This window comes from Rothia sp. 11254D007BW, assembly GCF_053548195.1.
The window spans coordinates 657,616-673,310 of sequence record NZ_JBPWPK010000001.1 but is presented as its reverse complement, the minus strand read 5'-3'; the positions used below and the strand labels follow the sequence as shown (position 1 = coordinate 673,310).

14 protein-coding genes are annotated in these 15,695 nt (G+C 59.2%); 1 reads left to right on the top strand and 13 read right to left on the bottom strand.

Going from position 1 to position 15,695, the window contains the following annotated elements:
- Window positions 1-25: 25 nt before the first annotated feature.
- Complete coding sequence (locus ACEE43_RS03100) at window positions 26-1,420, bottom strand: M20/M25/M40 family metallo-hydrolase (RefSeq protein WP_449106872.1); 1,395 nt, start codon at window positions 1,418-1,420, stop codon at window positions 26-28.
- Window positions 1,421-1,520: 100 nt separating this feature from the next.
- Between ACEE43_RS03100 and ACEE43_RS03095 the strand changes: the two genes are divergently transcribed.
- Window positions 1,521-2,090 (top strand): DUF3043 domain-containing protein, encoded by a 570-nt coding sequence (locus tag ACEE43_RS03095; RefSeq protein ID WP_377129395.1) that lies wholly within the window; start codon window positions 1,521-1,523, stop codon window positions 2,088-2,090.
- A gap of 106 nt (window positions 2,091-2,196) precedes the next feature.
- Here the strand turns inward: ACEE43_RS03095 and ACEE43_RS03090 are convergent, their stop codons facing one another.
- The 12 genes from ACEE43_RS03090 to hrcA all read right to left on the bottom strand — a co-directional run bounded on the left by ACEE43_RS03090 (window position 2,197) and on the right by hrcA (window position 15,540).
- A complete protein-coding gene (locus ACEE43_RS03090; RefSeq protein ID WP_449106871.1) occupies window positions 2,197-3,282 on the bottom strand; it encodes a quinone-dependent dihydroorotate dehydrogenase in 1,086 nt (361 codons plus the stop codon).
- Between the two features lie 46 nt (window positions 3,283-3,328).
- Window positions 3,329-4,108 carry an isoprenyl transferase gene (locus ACEE43_RS03085; protein WP_237185687.1) on the bottom strand — a complete coding sequence of 260 codons (780 nt, stop codon included), beginning with the start codon at window positions 4,106-4,108 and terminating at the stop codon, window positions 3,329-3,331.
- A gap of 3 nt (window positions 4,109-4,111) precedes the next feature.
- The gene (gene recO, locus ACEE43_RS03080) at window positions 4,112-4,879 is read right to left on the bottom strand and encodes a DNA repair protein RecO (protein ID WP_449106870.1); all 768 of its coding nucleotides are present in this window, start codon (window positions 4,877-4,879) and stop codon (window positions 4,112-4,114) included.
- A gap of 111 nt (window positions 4,880-4,990) precedes the next feature.
- On the bottom strand, window positions 4,991-6,733 hold the full coding sequence (gene leuA / locus ACEE43_RS03075; RefSeq protein WP_449106869.1) for a 2-isopropylmalate synthase: 1,743 nt from the start codon (window positions 6,731-6,733) through the stop codon (window positions 4,991-4,993).
- A 207-nt stretch (window positions 6,734-6,940) separates the two neighbouring features.
- Window positions 6,941-8,350, bottom strand: coding sequence for an LCP family protein (locus ACEE43_RS03070; RefSeq protein ID WP_449106868.1), 1,410 nt, complete (start codon window positions 8,348-8,350; stop codon window positions 6,941-6,943).
- A gap of 156 nt (window positions 8,351-8,506) precedes the next feature.
- A complete protein-coding gene (locus ACEE43_RS03065; RefSeq protein ID WP_449106867.1) occupies window positions 8,507-9,589 on the bottom strand; it encodes a GTPase Era in 1,083 nt (360 codons plus the stop codon).
- 39 nt (window positions 9,590-9,628) lie between these two features.
- The gene (locus ACEE43_RS03060; protein WP_449106866.1) at window positions 9,629-10,906 is read right to left on the bottom strand and encodes a hemolysin family protein; all 1,278 of its coding nucleotides are present in this window, start codon (window positions 10,904-10,906) and stop codon (window positions 9,629-9,631) included.
- Window positions 10,907-10,909: 3 nt separating this feature from the next.
- The gene (gene ybeY / locus ACEE43_RS03055) at window positions 10,910-11,416 is read right to left on the bottom strand and encodes an rRNA maturation RNase YbeY (RefSeq protein WP_449106865.1); all 507 of its coding nucleotides are present in this window, start codon (window positions 11,414-11,416) and stop codon (window positions 10,910-10,912) included.
- A gap of 4 nt (window positions 11,417-11,420) precedes the next feature.
- On the bottom strand, window positions 11,421-12,521 hold the full coding sequence (locus ACEE43_RS03050; RefSeq protein WP_237193767.1) for a PhoH family protein: 1,101 nt from the start codon (window positions 12,519-12,521) through the stop codon (window positions 11,421-11,423).
- 82 nt (window positions 12,522-12,603) lie between these two features.
- Window positions 12,604-13,362 carry a 16S rRNA (uracil(1498)-N(3))-methyltransferase gene (locus tag ACEE43_RS03045; RefSeq protein ID WP_377129379.1) on the bottom strand — a complete coding sequence of 253 codons (759 nt, stop codon included), beginning with the start codon at window positions 13,360-13,362 and terminating at the stop codon, window positions 12,604-12,606.
- A gap of 8 nt (window positions 13,363-13,370) precedes the next feature.
- Complete coding sequence (gene dnaJ / locus ACEE43_RS03040; protein ID WP_431464732.1) at window positions 13,371-14,501, bottom strand: molecular chaperone DnaJ; 1,131 nt, start codon at window positions 14,499-14,501, stop codon at window positions 13,371-13,373.
- A gap of 46 nt (window positions 14,502-14,547) precedes the next feature.
- A complete protein-coding gene (hrcA, locus tag ACEE43_RS03035) occupies window positions 14,548-15,540 on the bottom strand; it encodes a heat-inducible transcriptional repressor HrcA (protein WP_449106864.1) in 993 nt (330 codons plus the stop codon).
- Window positions 15,541-15,695 lie beyond the last annotated feature (155 nt).

Sequence of the window (15,695 nt, the reverse complement as noted above, 5' to 3'; positions counted from 1 at the left end):
AGATGTTCGCAGTCAAGTGAATTTCCTAGTTGCCGGTGTGAGCTGCCGCCAGCATAAGGGCCTCAGCCAGGATTGCCTTTTGGAAGTCGGGGATGAACAGAGACTCGTTGGCGCTGTGGGCACGGGTGTCGGGGTCTTCGATACCGGTAATCAGAATGTGGGCATCGGGGTAGACCTCGGTGAGGGTCGCAATGAAGGGGATGGACCCGCCCATGCCGGTGGTGACAGGCTCAACTCCCCAGGCCTCCCCCAGTGCTGCCAGGGCTAGCTGGGCGCCACTGCCAGAAAGGTCGGCCTGGTAGGGCTGGCCGGAGTCTTCTGCGTGGTAGGTCACCTCTGCCCCGTGATGGTTGTGGCGGGCGAAGTGCTCGGCAAGTGCCCGGTGGGCTGCGGCGGGATCCTGGCCGGGAGCCAGGCGGACGCTGATGCGCGCCTTGGCTGTGGCAGCAATAGTATTTGAGGACTCGGCAACCGAGGTGATGTCCATACCGATGACGGAGATAGCGGGCTGGGACCAGAGGCGGGAGGAGATGGACCCCTGACCTGCCAGCTTCATGCTGTCGAGAATGCCAGAATCGGTGCGGAAATCGGTCTCAGGGTATTCAACGTCAGGTTCAGGTGCAGTAACTAAACCTTCAACCGCAACTGAACCTTGAGTATCGTGCAGGGTGGCGAGTAGCTGGATAAGGACGGTGTTGGCGTCCAGCAGGGGGCCGCCGAACATGCCGGAGTGAACCGAGTGGCTGCTCACGCGTACAGAAATATCACCGCTCGCCACACCACGCAGGCCCGCGGTAAGGGCCGGTACGCCGGTTTTCCAGTTAGCCGAGTCTGCTACAACGATGTAGTCGCCAGCAAGCTTGTCACGGTAGGTATGCAGGAAGCTATCAAAGCTGGGTGAACCAGCCTCTTCCTCGCCCTCGATAAAGAGGGTGACGCCAACCTTAAAGTCGTCGCCTAATACTTCACGCGCAGCCTTAAAGGCAGCCAGGTGGGCGATGACGCCGGCCTTGTCGTCCGCAGCTCCGCGGCCGTAGAGGCGATCGCCCTTGCGAGTGGCGACAAAAGGCTCGGTTTCCCAGAGGGAGCGGTCGCCAGCTGGCTGCACATCGTGGTGGGCATAGAGCAAGAAGGTGGGGAAGCCAGGTGCAGCCGGTGAGTGGGCTACGACCGCAGGCATACCCTGCTGGCCTTCCCCGTAGGACGCTGAGAGAATCTCAACACTTTCAAAACCGGCATCTACTGCCAGGCTCTTCACCTTTTCGGCACTGCGCTGTACTTCGGTGAGGTCAAAAGACTCCCAGGCAACAGAAGGGATAGCCACGAGCTCAGCTAGATGTTCAAGCTGAGCTTCAAAGTTCTCTTCGATGTAGGTTGCTAGAGCCGGGCGGGCAGAAAAATCAAAATCGTGTGTTGTCATACATCTCAGAATACGCTCTGACTGTATATCTACGCACGAACTTGGTTATTCTTAAGGGGTGTTTGGTCGTAATAAGAAATCATCAGAAAATGCTGGTTCTGTGGTTGCCGAGGCTACTCCGGTAGCAAGCGAAACCCCTGAAACCACCCAGCCGGGGTACACCGCGCCCAAGGGGCGTCCTACCCCTTCCCGAAAAGAACGTGAAGCTGCCCGCCGCACTCCCCTGGTTCCCGCAGACCGCAAGGCCGCAAAGGACGCCCAGCGTGAAGCCGACCGCGAGTTCCGGGCGAAGCAGCAGCAGGCCCTGCAAACCGGCGATGAGCGCTACCTGCCCGCCAACGATCGTGGCCCCCAGCGCCGCTATATCCGTGACTACGTTGATGCCCGTTTCAACGTAGGTGACATCATGCTTATCGTTATTCTGGCTGTCTTCATTGTCGGCCTTTTCACCCCCAGCATGCGGGAGTACACCACCTTGTTGATGTGGGGCATGATTCTGCTCTGGGTCATCGACTACATGATTATGTGGCGCGGGCTCAAGAAGAAGTTGACCGAAAAGTTTGGTTCCATTGAGCCCCGCTCCGGCTTCTACGCCTTCAACCGCGTCATGATGATTCGCCGTTTCCGCCTGCCCAAGCCTCAGGTTAAGCGCGGCGAATACCCCAAGTAAGGCCACGACGGAGTAAATCCGCTCTAGCTTTCAACCTTAAATTCAAAGGGGCGCTACCTCTCTAGAGAGGTAGCGCCCCTTTGTGTCATGATCTCACGTGTCTAGTCTAGCGGGTTTTCCGCAATTTCAACAGTCCCCGATTGACATGAGCTGCCCAGAGTGGGCCTTCGTAGATAAATGCAGAATAACCCTGCACTAGATTGGCGCCCGCATCCAGACGGTCGGCGACGTCCTGAGCAGTGGTAACGCCACCTACCGAGATAAGAGCCAGTTGGTCGCCCACCTCAGCTTTCAGCAGACGGAGAACCTCAAGTGAACGCTTCTTGAGGGGCTCGCCCGAGAGTCCACCCGCGCCAATTTCCTCAACCTTAGCTTGAGGGCTAACCAGGCCCAGCCCTTCACGAGCAATCGTGGTGTTCGTGGCAATAATGCCATCTAGCCCCAGACGCAGAGCCATCGCGGCAACGTCCTTAATATCTTCATCGGCCAGATCAGGAGCAATCTTCACGACCAGGGGCACGCGGCGCCCCTGCACAACGCGGTCGGCTTCAGTACGTACAGCCTCAAGTAGAGGTTCAAGAGTCTCAATCGCCTGAAGGTCACGCAGACCCGGAGTATTCGGTGAGCTGACATTCACAGCCAGATAGTCAGCCTGGGGCGCAAGAACCCGAGTGCTCACCAGGTAGTCCTCGATGGCGTCCTCAAGGGCTACCACCTTGGTTTTACCGATATTGACACCAATAATGGGGCGTACCTTACCCCGATATTCGGCTTCAAGGTCCGCGCGGGCGGCAGCAACACGGGGCCCAGCTGCTGCCGCACCATCGTTATTGAAGCCCATGCGGTTAATAATGGCTTTATCATCTACCAGACGGAAAAGGCGGGGCTGGGGGTTGCCCGGCTGAGCCTGACCGGTAATAGTGCCGATTTCAATGTGTCCAAAACCCAGGTTACCCAGCGCCGGAATTGCCTTACCACCCTTATCAAAACCAGCAGCAACGCCGAAAGGCGAGGGGAAAGTAAGGCCCATGACCTCGGTAGCCAGTGACGGGTGTGGCGCAAAGTAGCGGCCCCCCAGGCGAGAAATACCGGTGCGGCGAAGGGTCTGCACCCCCCACATGCCCACATGGTGCGCCTTCTCGGCGTCCATGGGTTTGAAGAAGAGTTTGAACAGGGTTGGGTAGATCCGCATATCGGACCCCTTTCAGCCGCGGCTTTCGCCTAGTATGGGAGGAAACTTAGGGTTGGGTCACCTTATCAACGGCCCCTCCGTAGCGGCGGTCACGGAGGGCATATTCTTCTACCGCCTGCCACAGTACCGTACGGTCAACATCGGGCCAGAGCACGTTCATAAAGACCATCTCGGCATAGGCACTCTGCCAGAGAAGGAAGTTAGAGAAACGCTGTTCACCCGAGGTTCGGAGGAAAAGATCAACGTCGGGCAGGTCAGGCTCGTCGAGATAGTTCTGAAAGATTTTTTCGTTGATGTGCTTGGGCTTGAGGCGCCCGGCTGCGACGTCCTCGGCAATCAGGGCGGCGGCGTCCGCAATTTCTGCCCTACCCCCGTAGTTGACGCACATGGTCAGGGTACACAGGGTGTTGTGCCTAGTTTCTTCTTCGCACTTTTCGAGCAGCTTGATAACCGACTTCCAGAGCTTGGGCCGACGGCCGGCCCAGCGGATGCGCACCCCCCAGCTCTTGAGGGTCTCTAGCTGACGTTCTAGAACCTCAGAGGAGAACCGCATGAGGAAGGCGACCTCGTCGGGGCTACGACGCCAGTTCTCGGTTGAAAAGGCATAGGCAGAAACATAGGGAATACCCATTTCGATAGCACCAGCTACCACATCGAGCAGGGCTGCTTCACCGGCTCGGTGGCCCTCATTGCGGGGTAGGCCGCGTTCATTCGCCCAGCGTCCATTGCCGTCCATCACCACGGCCACGTGCTGGGGCACGAACTTGCTCGGAATCGCAGGGGCTACGGCGCCGCTGGGGTGGCTGTAGGGCTTCACCGGTGTCATCAACTAGATTTCCTTCTCTAGGGTGGTCAGAGTTTTGAGCGGCCGCTCAAGCTGCCACTGCACATAGTCCATGATATGCCGTTCTGCCCTCTGCCGGAGCGCGGGCGGGTGCTCGCTCAAAATGCCGGGCCAGTCGCCGGTGGCCAGAGCCGCTAAATAGGCAGGTTCTTCAGGAGCCAAGGGGCTGAGCTGAGGGAAGTCACCGGTGCGCGCACACCCGGTGCACAGCACCCCCAGGGAGGGGGAAAAATAGGTGAGGTCATCCAGGCTACCGCAGGCGGCACAGGCGCCAATGGCCATGCTCCAGCCCGCCCTGTGCAGGGCTCGCAGCAGATAGGAATCAAGGATGCGGTGGGGCGGGTAGGTGCCCCGCGCTAGGGCTGAGAGGGCGCCGGCTAACAGCGTGAACTGCTCCTCTAGGCGCTCTTGTTCGTGGTTGAGCAGTTGTTCTGCCACCTCGGCTAAGACAGCTGCGACCGTGTAACGGGTGTAGTCGTTGATAATCGGCCCCAAATAGGCGCGGCGGGTAACCACCTGCGAAATCGTAGCGAGTTTTTTACCGGGGGCAGCCGAAATATCGACCAGCATGAAGGGCTCGAGCCGGGCACCAATCTTTGAGCTACTCTTGCGCACTCCCCTGGCTACTGCATGCACAATCCCCCGCTGCCGGGTAGCAAGGATGATAATGCGATCGTGCTCCCCCAAATCTTGGGTGCGTAAAACAATAGCGCTATCACGAATGGTCTTAGTCGTAGATAGCGCTGAAGTCACGTCTTTATTCTCCCACATTCAGTGTGCCAGGTCTCTACCCTGACCTGTTATACGGGGCACTGTCAGAAGATGGGCCGTACCGGAAGTCCCGGTACGGCCCACGCTTATGCTCTACTCAGCAGAGTCACGCAGTGCGCGGTTCACCGCTGAAATCATAGCCTTGAGTGAGGCACGAGTGGTCGAGCTGTCGATACCGACACCCCACAGCACCCGGTTCCCCACCGCTGCCTCAATGTATGAGGCCGCCTGGGCGCTCGCCGCAGAAGCCAGGGTGTGCTCCGAGTAGTCGAGCACGCGGACGTCCACGCCCTCCTTGGCCAAAATCGACTGTAGCGCCTCGATAGGGCCGCTACCCTGACCCACTCGGTTGTAGGTATGACCAGCAATATTCAGGCCAACCCGCATAGTGGTCTCGCCGTGCTCCTCAGAGTCAATAGAGAGCGATTCAATGCGGTACTTACCCCAGCGGGCTTCCGCCTCCCTGCTCGGCAGGTACTCATCGGCAAAAATATCCCACAGGGCCTTGCTCTCAACCTCGCCACCCTGGGCATCGGTCTGAGCCTGCACAATAGCAGAGAACTCCTGCTGAGCGCGCTTGGGCAAATCGAGCCCAAAGTCCTTCTTGAGCAGGTAAGCCACCCCGCCCTTGCCCGACTGGGAGTTCACACGAATCACAGCCTCGTAGGTACGGCCCAGATCCTTGGGATCAATGGGCAGGTAAGGAACAGCCCATACTAAATCATCGACGCTCTTACCCTGCTCAGCAGCGTCCTTCTCCATACGCTCGAAGCCCTTCTTGATGGCGTCCTGGTGTGAGCCTGAGAAGGCGGTGAAGACCAGGTCGCCACCGTAGGGGGAACGCTCATGAACGGATAGCTGGTTGCAGTACTCAACGGTTCTGCGAATCTCGTCGATGTCGGAGAAATCAATTTCGGGGTCGATACCCTGGGTGTACATGTTCAGGCCCAGGGTAATCAGGTCAACGTTACCGGTGCGCTCGCCATTGCCAAAGAGACAGCCCTCGATACGGTCTGCACCGGCCAGGTAGCCCAGCTCAGCTGCAGCCACACCGGTGCCCCGGTCGTTGTGGGGATGCAGGGAGAGGATGACGTGCTCCCGGTTGGTCAGGTTGCGGCTGACCCACTCTACAGAGTCGGCATACACGTTCGGGGTAGCCATTTCGACAGTGGCCGGGAGGTTGATAATAACCTCGTTGCCCTCGCCAATACCCAGCTCATCGGTCACAGCATTGCAGACCCGCACCGCGTATTCCAGCTCGGTACCGGTGAAGGACTCCGGTGAGTACTCGTAGGTAATCTTGGTGTCGCCAGCCAGCTGTTCTTCGTACTTCTTACAGAGACGGGCTCCGGTGAGGGCGATATCCAAGATACCGTCCTGGTCCTGGTTGAAAACCACACGACGCTGCAGCACAGAGGTGGAGTTGTAGAAGTGGACGATAGCCTTGGGAGCCCCGTCGATAGCCTCAAAAGTCTTCTGAATCAGGTGCTCACGGCACTGCACCAGCACCTGAATGGTGACGTCATTGGGAATATGACCCTCTTCGATGAGGGTGCGCACGAAGTTAAAATCGGTGGCTGAAGCTGAGGGGAAGCCAACCTCGATTTCCTTGTAGCCCATCTTGACCAAGAGCTTGAACATGGCCAGCTTGCGCTCGGTGTCCATGGGGTCAATCAGGGCCTGATTGCCGTCACGCAGGTCAACAGCGCACCAGCGGGGGGCCTTGGTCATGGTCTTATTAGGCCAGGTGCGGTCGGGCAAAGAAACCTGAATCTGCTGGTCAAATGGCACGTACTTGTGCACGGGCATGGGTGAGGGCTTCTGAAAGTTTTTCATCGTAATGACCTTAGATGTTGAGATCGGTGAGGAAGGGGTATCGTCCCGGGTAGCACTGACCCGTATCGAAGCTACACCCGGGGCGCTTCGATACGGCAGATAAGGAGTACCAGTGTCATCTCACTCATACTGTCACGGTACCACGCAGAGACGGGCGGCGGCAGAACCTGCCACCGCCCGTCCACTATTTGGAACCGCTGTGGGTGCTTAGTAGCTGAAAGACTGCTGGCAGGTCACCTGATCGGCGGTCTGGCCGGTAGCACCCGCTGCAATCTCAGATTGGGGGGCTTCAATGGTGTCGCTCTCAGCCAGGTCTGATCCCAGAACAACGGCAATTCCCACGTACTGGTCCGAGGGAGTCAGGGAGGTTATACCGAAGAGATCGGCAATAGCCTGAGCTTCGGCCTCATAACCGTAGGGGTAGTAAATTGCCGACTCGGTGTAGACCGCATCGGTGGTGGTGGTTGTCACCGAGGTGAAGCCAGCCTGCTCAATCTTGGGAGCCAGTTCTTCAGCACGGTCCTCAACACCGGTGGCATCGGTAACGCTCACACCCAGCGAATAGGTCAGTTCAGCAGCCGGGGCGGACGATTCACTCGCGCTAGCAGAGGCAGTGGCAGCAGGCTCGACGAGGGATTCATCATTTTGAAGCTTCGTAAAGAAAGCTTCTGAATCGGCCGATAGCTGGAGCTTATTTGCATCGTAGATATAGGGTTCGTTGGGGACGGTTGCAAAGACAACCTTGCTCAGATCAACCTTGGCAAAGATAGTTCCGATGCTCACCAGGTTACCCAGGTTAGTTAGTTCCTTATCGATAGTGACATTCTGGGTAATAGCCTCAGCAATGTTGAGCAGCATTGCCGGGTTGGTGAGAGTGCCCTCAGCCTGGACCTTCCGGAGCAGGGAGGCAAGGAAGCTCTGCTGGGCCTGGATACGGGCGGTGTCGCTACCGTCGCCAAAGCCATGGCGAGAACGTAGGAAGGCCAGTGCCTGTTCGCCCTCAACGCTTGAAGTGCCGGCGGGGAGCTTGAGCCCGCTGTAGGTGTCGTCAATCGGCTCGGTCACACAGACCTCAACGCCGCCCACGACACTCGACAGAGCCTTAACGGCGTTAAAATCTACCAGCATAAAGTGGTCAATAGCTATGCCGGTGAGGTTGCTAATCGTGGCTACGGTACAGCCGGGGCCACCGCGTTCGAGGGATTCATTAATCTGGGTTTCGGTGGTAGCCGGGTAGACCTCACCTGTTTCGGCATCCGTGCACTTAGGAATATCGACCATCAGGTCGCGAGGGAAAGATATGACGTTGACGTTAGAACGGTCTTCGCTCACCTGAACCAGCATCATCACATCGGAGCGCGCCCCGGAGGCGGCGTCCTCAGCTGTGCCGTAGGCGCCATTGCTACCCGCACGGGTATCGGAGCCAATCACGAGAATGTCGAGTGGGCCACTGGCAAGGTTCGACGAGAGCTCACCAATGTTTATCTCGGCGGTCTGTACGTTGCTGCGCAAACGCACCAGGGCAAAACCGCTAAAAGCAACCACCATAGCGAGAAGGGCAACGCACGAGAGCGCTATCCACTTGACCCGCTGGGACTTAAGCGGTTGGTTGCTCATATGACGCCCCAAGGGCGTAACAACTCGCTGCGGGGGCTGACCCTGTGGCGCCATAAAAGGTATCTCCGATTCGTCTACGGTACGGGGGTGACCGATTTTCTTCAGCCCAGCTTAGGGGGTAAGGCTGGGAGGAAACTCCTGGTCAGAGGAGAAAACTTAGAAGCCCAGCTTGCCCAGAGCACGGGGGTCGCGCTGCCAGTCCTTGGCAACCTTCACGTGAATGGAGAGGAAGACCTTGGTGCCGAGCAGAGCCTCGATGTTCTTACGGGCAGTTTGACCGATTTCTTTCAGGCGAGCTCCCCGCTTACCGATAATAATTCCTTTTTGGGAGTCGCGCTCCACAAAGAGGTTCACGTGAATATCGAGTAGGGGGTTCTCCTTGCTACGGCCCTCGCGCAGTTCCATTTCTTCAACGGTGACGGCTACCGAGTGGGGCAGTTCGTCCTGCACGCCTTCCAGAGCCGCTTCTCGCACCAGCTCAGCTACCAGGGTGGCCTCAGGCTCGTCGGTCAGCTCGCCGGTGGGGTACAGAGGGGGTGAGTCAGGCAGGTAGGAAGAAAGGAGCTTCGCGACCTCTTCTACCTGGTAGTCCTTGACCGCAGAAACCGGGATGATATCTGCCCAGCCGCCACGGCCGTCATTAACGGGAGCAGGCGCAGCCTTACCCTTCTCACGGGTAGCGGCCGGGCCGCTACCCTTACGGAAGGGAAGCTCCTCCCCTTTCTTCTTGCGTTCCTGACGTTCGCGGCGCTGCTGGCGGGCAGCCCGCTCAGCGCTCATAATCTCATCGCCCAGCGCCGAAACGGCAAGAAGCTGCTCGGTCAGCTGCTCATGGCCCACCTTATCGGCCTTGGTGACGATAGCGACGATGGGCTTGTTGCCCGAGGCAGCCAGCTGCTGCGCAATGTAGCGGTCCCCGGGGCCGATTTTTTCGTCGGCAGGAATGCAGAAACCAATGACGTCGACCTCAGAGAGAGTCTGAGCCACCATGTCGTTCAGACGCTCACCCAGCAGGGTACGGGGGCGGTGCAGGCCGGGAGTATCAACCAGCACCAGCTGGAAGTCCTCACGGTGCACAATACCGCGGATGGTGTGGCGGGTAGTCTGCGGGCGGTTGGAGGTAATAGCGACCTTCTGCCCGACCAGCGCATTGGTGAGGGTTGACTTACCGGCGTTGGGGCGGCCTACCAGAACGGCAAAGCCCGCAGTGTAGTCGTCGGGGAAGGAAGCAAACTCCATGCAGATACTCCAATGATGGGATTAAGTAATGTCTTGGCTTTACTTTACAGGGTGTTGCGACGCAGGGTCCGCCCAAACAGAGAGCGTGCCAATCTTATTGCGGCGCCCACGAGAACCAATAGCCTTAATGTGAATACCCTCAACAACAACTTCGCTGCCGATAATCGGTACCCGACCCAGGTGTTTAGCTAGCAGACCGCCGACCGTATCGACGTCCTCATCATCAAGTTCTAGGCCGAAGAGCTCGCCCAGCTCCCAGATGCTCAGGCGGGAACTAATCTTGAAGGTGCCGTCCTCTTGCAGAGTAATTTCAGGCTTCTCGTTGTCGTACTCGTCAGAGATATCGCCGACCAGTTCTTCAATGAGATCCTCTAAGGTCACAAGGCCGGCGGTTCCGCCGTACTCATCAACGACTACAGCGACGTGGGTAGATTCACGCTGCATTTCCTTGAGCAGGTCCATCACGCGCTTGGATTCTGGCTCATAGCGGACCGGGCGCATCAGAGAGGTAATCCCCAAGCTCTTAAGGTCTGCCCCCGCCTCGCGTGAGGCGGCCAGGGCGTCCTTGAGGTAGAGCATGCCACGCACATCGTCAAAGGACTCCCCCAGTACCGGCACGCGGGAGTAGCCCGACCGCAGGAAGAGGGAGATAGCGTCGTCCAGGCTTTCGGTCACGTCAACCGTCACCATATCGGCACGCGGCACCATAATTGAGCGGATGCGGGTCTCATCGAGTTCAAAGATGGACTGAACCATCTCTGCCTCGTCGTCTTCGATAGCCTCAGAAGAACTTGCGCGGTCAACGAACTCAAGAATCTCATCTTCAGTGAAAATGCCGGTCACCTGCTCGGAGTCCTTAGGGCTGACCTTGCGGGACAGGGCGGTGAGAGCGGACGAGAAGGGACGGGTGAGCACGCCCAGCCCGTAAACCACCCCGGCCATCGCCGAGAAGACCTGGGTGTGCTTGGTGCGGCCCACCAGGCGAGGGGCAACCCCGAAGAAGGCAAAGACCACAACGGTCATGACCAGCAGGGTGACCAGGACGCTCACCCAGGTGCGGCTGAAAAGGTCGTGGACCAGCAGGAAGAAACAGACGACCGAAGACACCTCAGCCAGAACCCGCCAGATACGCAGGGACCGGAAGTAGGGCTCGGGGTCAGTGAGAATAGCCCGAATGCTCTTGTTCTCGGGCTCCTCCCCCAGGCGCTGGGCCTCAGAGCGGGGCAGATAGGTGTAGGACGACTCAACGGCGGTGAGCAGGTAGCCCACTAATACTAAGAGTAGGACGGCACAGGCCAGCAAAGCAGAAGAAAGCACCGGTTAGTGCCTCGTCTCTACAGGTGCCGGGCGCCCCAGAAACTCTTCAAGAATGGTGCGCTGAATACTGAACATTTCGGCCTCTTCTTCCGCGGTGGCGTGGTCATAACCCAGGCAGTGCAGGATGCCGTGGGTGGTGAGTAGGCAGAGCTCATCGAGGGTGCTGTGGCCGGCGTCCGCCCCCTGACGGGCGGCAACGGGCGGGCACAGGACAATATCACCGAGGACGCCGGTGGCCGGCTGGTCGTCGGTGCCGGGGGTGAGCTCGTCCATGGGGAAGCTCATCACGTCGGTGGGGCCGGGCAGGTCCATCCAATCGATGTGGATGCGCTCCATTTCGCTTTCGCCCACAATAGCGATAGACAGCTCAGTCTCAGGCGAGACCTTCATATGGGCAAAGGCATGGGCTACAAGCTTCTCCAGCACACCGGTATCAACAGCCTCAAAAGACTCACGCACAAAGTCGCTCGCCTCTGCGCCGGGCTCTTCAATATCAAACTCAATATTCACAGGGCTAGGCCTTCTCTTCGGGGGTTACATCAATACCTGACTGCTGCAGCAGCTTTTCGGCCGCGGCCTCAATGGTCTGGCGCTTGACCTTGCGATTGCGGCGGCGCTCCATCGAGGTCTTGGCATCATCCCACTTATCGTAGGCACTTACAATATCCGAGACCAAGGAGTGGCGTACCACGTCCTCAGCCTGCAGAACCGCGAAATGGATATCGTCAATACCCTCAAGAATCTGACGAATCTGCTTCAGACCTGAGGACTGACCACCGGGCAGGTCCACCTGGGTGACGTCACCGGTAATCACCATCTTCGACCCAAAGCCCAAACGGGTCAGGAACATCTTCATCTGCTCCACCGTAGTGTTCTGCGCTTCGTCCAAAATAATAAAAGCGTCGTTCAGGGTACGACCGCGCATATAGGCCAGGGGCGCCACCTCAATGGTCCCGGCCTCCATCAGGCGGGGAATGGTCTCGGGGTCCAACATATCGTGCAGCGCATCGTAGAGCGGGCGTAGATAGGGGTCAATTTTCTCGTTCAACGACCCGGGTAGGAAGCCTAGGCGCTCGCCAGCTTCAACAGCGGGGCGGGTCAGAATGATGCGGTTGACTTCCTTTGACTGGAGGGCCTGTACCGCCTTGGCCATGGCCAGGTAGGTCTTACCGGTACCTGCCGGGCCGATGCCAAAGACCACGGTGTTGGCATCGATAGCATCGACATAGGACTTCTGGTTAATGGTCTTCGGGCGAATATTCTTGCCCCGGGAGCTCAGAATATTCTGGCTAATCGCGGTAGCTGGGTGGGAGAGGCTGGCGGTCATCATGCCCATGATGCGCTTGACCACCTCGCCGGTGACCTGGGTGTCGTTCTCTACCAAAATGGTGAGTTCAGCCAGCAGACGGACGGTGGTGGCTACGGTTTCTGAGGGACCGGTAACGATGACGTCTAGCCCCTTAGGGCGAATGGTGAGCCCGGGAAAGGCCTGCTCGATGAGGGTGATATTTCCGTCGTGGGGGCCAAGCACCGCGACCATCTCTTCGGTTGACCGGAAGGAGAAGGTGCGGGCAACAGAGAGGGGGCGGCTGCTAGCCGTAGATGAGGTAGTCATAGATGCCCGTGCGGGCTGTCAGAGCTCCTTGAAATACAAAGCGTACGCGGTAGTTCTTACTTTACCTGTAGCAGAACGGGGTTTACCAGCGTCCTAGCGCAACGTTGAGGGCAGAAATAGCGGCTGCACCGGCGGTAGAACTGCGGAGGATTTCTGGGCCAAGCAGTACCGTGTGGGCCCCGGCTTCTGCGAGCAGGTCGAGTTCTCGGGGGCTGATACCGCCTTCGGGGCCCACGATGAAGTAGACCTCTTTCACCCGATCGGTCAGGTGCCGCTCAAGTGCTTGGGTGAGACGGTAGTCTGCCTGCTCGTGGAGAACCAGGAAGAGGCCGTCCTCCCCCAGCTCGTGGGCAAGGTCGGCTAAATCTGCGGTTGAGTGCTGCTCGTAGACCGGGGGCAGCAGGGCCCGGCGGGACTGCTTAGCTGCTGCCCGCACCGTATTCTGCCACTTTGCCCGTGCTTTGACGGCCCGCTCCATCTTCCAGCGCACAATAGACCGGTCGGCGCTCCAGGGCACAATACCGTGGGCACCCAGCTCGGTGGCCATCTCAATGGCCTGGATATCCCTATCCCCCTTAGCCAGGGCCTGCACAAGGTATATCTCTACCCCCACCGTATCTTCGGTGAGCTCGAGGACCTCAAGCACGGGGCCGTCCTGACCCAGCTCAGTAACCCGGGTGATAGCGCGGTTGCCCTCACCGTCTACTACGTCGAGCCCTTCCCCGAGCTCCGGACGTTTAACGAGGGCATGGTGCCCCTCGTCGCCGGTCAGGTGCAGGGTGGCACCTGGCGTCAGGGCAGCCAGCTCGTCAGGTTCGATGTAGTAGACAGCGTTGCTCATGGGTCGTCCTATTTGAGGTGGTCTTTGAGGCGGGAGAAGAAGCCGCCCTGCTTATGGGTGACGGTTTCGCTAACCTGCAGGTCTTCGCCGCGAAGCTCGGAGAACTGCTTGAGCAGGTTCTTCTGCTCCTCGGTGAGGTCGGTGGGGGTACGTACCTCAATCTGCACACGGATGTCGCCGCGGCCGCCGCCGCGCAGGTGGGTGACGCCCAGGTCCTTGAGAGTGACCACGTCACCTGACTGGGTTCCGGTGGGAATCTGTACCTGCTGGGGGCCGTCGAAGGTGTCGAGGGTGATGGTGGTGCCCAGGGCCGCTGCGGTCATGGACACACCGACGGTAGCTACCAGGTCATCGCCGTCCCGGCTGAAGGTGGGGTCGGGGTTGACGCGCAGCTCAACGTAGAGGTCGCCGTTGGGGCCGCCTGCGGTACCGGCTTCACCCTGGCCTGCCAGGCGGATGCGGGCGCCATTGGTGACGCCGGCGGGAATTTTGATGGTGAGGGGCTTGCGTTCCCGCACGCGGCCTTCGCCGTAGCATTCAGCGCAGGGGTGCTTGATGACGGTGCCGAACCCGCGGCAGGTGGGGCACTCAACGGGCTGCACGACGGTGCCCAGAATTGACTGGACCTGGCGCTGCATGTAGCCCTGGCCGTGGCAGGTGTCGCAGGTTTCGGGGTGGGTGCCCTCGGCGGTTCCTTCGCCCTTGCAGAGGTCACAGGTAACGGCGGTATCAACGGTGATGGGCTTGTTGGTGCCGAAGACGGCATCTTTGAGGTCGATCTTGACGTTGATGAGGGCGTCCTGGCCCTGGCGGACGCGGCTCTGGGGGCCGCGCGGGGCAGAGTTGAAGAAGGTATCGAAGATATCTTGGAAGCCGCCAAAGCCCCCGCCGAAGCCGCCTGCTCCTGCACCGAAGCCACCGGCGGTGCCGTTTTCGTTGCCGGTCTGGTCGTAGATGCGGCGCTTTTCGGGGTCAGAGAGCACATCGTGGGCGAGGGAGACGCGCTTGAACTCCTCGGCAGCTTCTTCCGAAGGGTTGATGTCGGGGTGCAACTGGCGGGCCTTCTTACGGTAGGCCTTCTTGATTTCTTCGGGGCTGGCATCGCGTGAGACGCCGAGGGTTTCGTAGTGACTGCTCACTGGTTCTCTCTTTCGATGGGCTGGTTTAAAGGGGGTAGGCGCAGGGCTAGGCCTGGCCCAAAATCTTGGATAGGTAGCGGGCTACGGCGTTGACCTTGGAGACGGTGCTGGTGTAGTCCATGCGGGTGGGGCCAACGACTCCCACGTGGGCAGCTCCCCCGGGCCCGTAGCTACTGGCGACGACCGAGGTTTCGGCTAGGGATTCGCTGCGGTTCTCAGAGCCGATACTCACGGCAAATCCGCGTTCATCGTGGTCTAGGTCGGTGAGTAACTTCAGCAGCACAACCTGCTCTTCTAGGGCATCGAGCACCGGGGCGATGCTGCCCCTGAAATCTACGGTCGAGGCGGCAAGGTAGGAGGTACCTGCAATCAGTACCTGAGAAGAGGCACCCTGGGCGGCGAGTAGGTGCAGGGCCTCGGTGAGGGGGCTGAGCAGGTTATTGCCGGGGGCGGACGCCGGTGCTGCGGCTATGCTGTCGAGCGTACGGTTGGCGTAGAGGTCAAGGAGCTGCTGGCGGGCTACTGCAAGCTCTTCGGGGTTGTGGGCAAGGGTGAGGGTGCGCTGGTTTACCTGGCCGGAGTCGGTAATAAGAATCAGCAGAACCGTGGTGCTGGAGAGGGAAACCAGCTCGATATGGCGCACGCTGGTAGCCGGGCCGGTGGGGTACTGCACCATAGCTACCTGGTGGGTGAGCGATGAGAGTAGACGCACGCTGGTCTTCATCATCTCATCAACGCTTTCGGCGCTATCGAGAAGGGTTCGAATCGCCCGTTTTTCAGCGTCAGAGAGAGGCTGTAGGGACGATATCTGGTCAACGAAAAGGCGGTAGCCCCGGTCGGTGGGCACCCGCCCGGCACTGGCGTGGGGGGCCTGGATCAGGCCCTGCTCTTCGAGGGCCGCCATATCGTTACGCACGGTGGCGCTGGAAACCCCCAGCTGATGCCGCTCAAGCAGGGTTTTAGACCCCACGGGCTCACGGGTGTGCACGTATTCTTCGACGATGGCTTGCAGAACTTGCAAGCGTCTCGGGTGGTTCACGGCACCTCCTGGGCTCATAGGTCTTCGCCTGGTGGGCGAAGAGGTCTGCGGGGCTAGGTTAGCACTTGATGACCTTGAGTGCTAAGTTACCCGTTAACTCTAATACCACTGAACTAGAATCAGAACTCGATACGCTGACGGCTAATGCCCCTGGA

Bases quoted from the DNA above. Each gene is read 5' to 3' on its own strand.
- ACEE43_RS03100 (WP_449106872.1), bottom strand. From the start codon at position 1,420: ATGACAACACACGATTTTGATTTTTCTGCCCGCCCGGCTCTAGCAACC.
- ACEE43_RS03090 (WP_449106871.1), bottom strand. From the start codon at position 3,282: ATGCGGATCTACCCAACCCTGTTCAAACTCTTCTTCAAACCCATGGAC.
- ACEE43_RS03085 (WP_237185687.1), bottom strand. From the start codon at position 4,108: ATGACACCGGTGAAGCCCTACAGCCACCCCAGCGGCGCCGTAGCCCCT.
- leuA (WP_449106869.1), bottom strand. From the start codon at position 6,733: ATGAAAAACTTTCAGAAGCCCTCACCCATGCCCGTGCACAAGTACGTG.
- ACEE43_RS03070 (WP_449106868.1), bottom strand. From the start codon at position 8,350: ATGAGCAACCAACCGCTTAAGTCCCAGCGGGTCAAGTGGATAGCGCTC.
- ACEE43_RS03065 (WP_449106867.1), bottom strand. From the start codon at position 9,589: ATGGAGTTTGCTTCCTTCCCCGACGACTACACTGCGGGCTTTGCCGTT.
- ACEE43_RS03050 (WP_237193767.1), bottom strand. From the start codon at position 12,521: ATGACTACCTCATCTACGGCTAGCAGCCGCCCCCTCTCTGTTGCCCGC.
- ACEE43_RS03045 (WP_377129379.1), bottom strand. From the start codon at position 13,362: ATGAGCAACGCTGTCTACTACATCGAACCTGACGAGCTGGCTGCCCTG.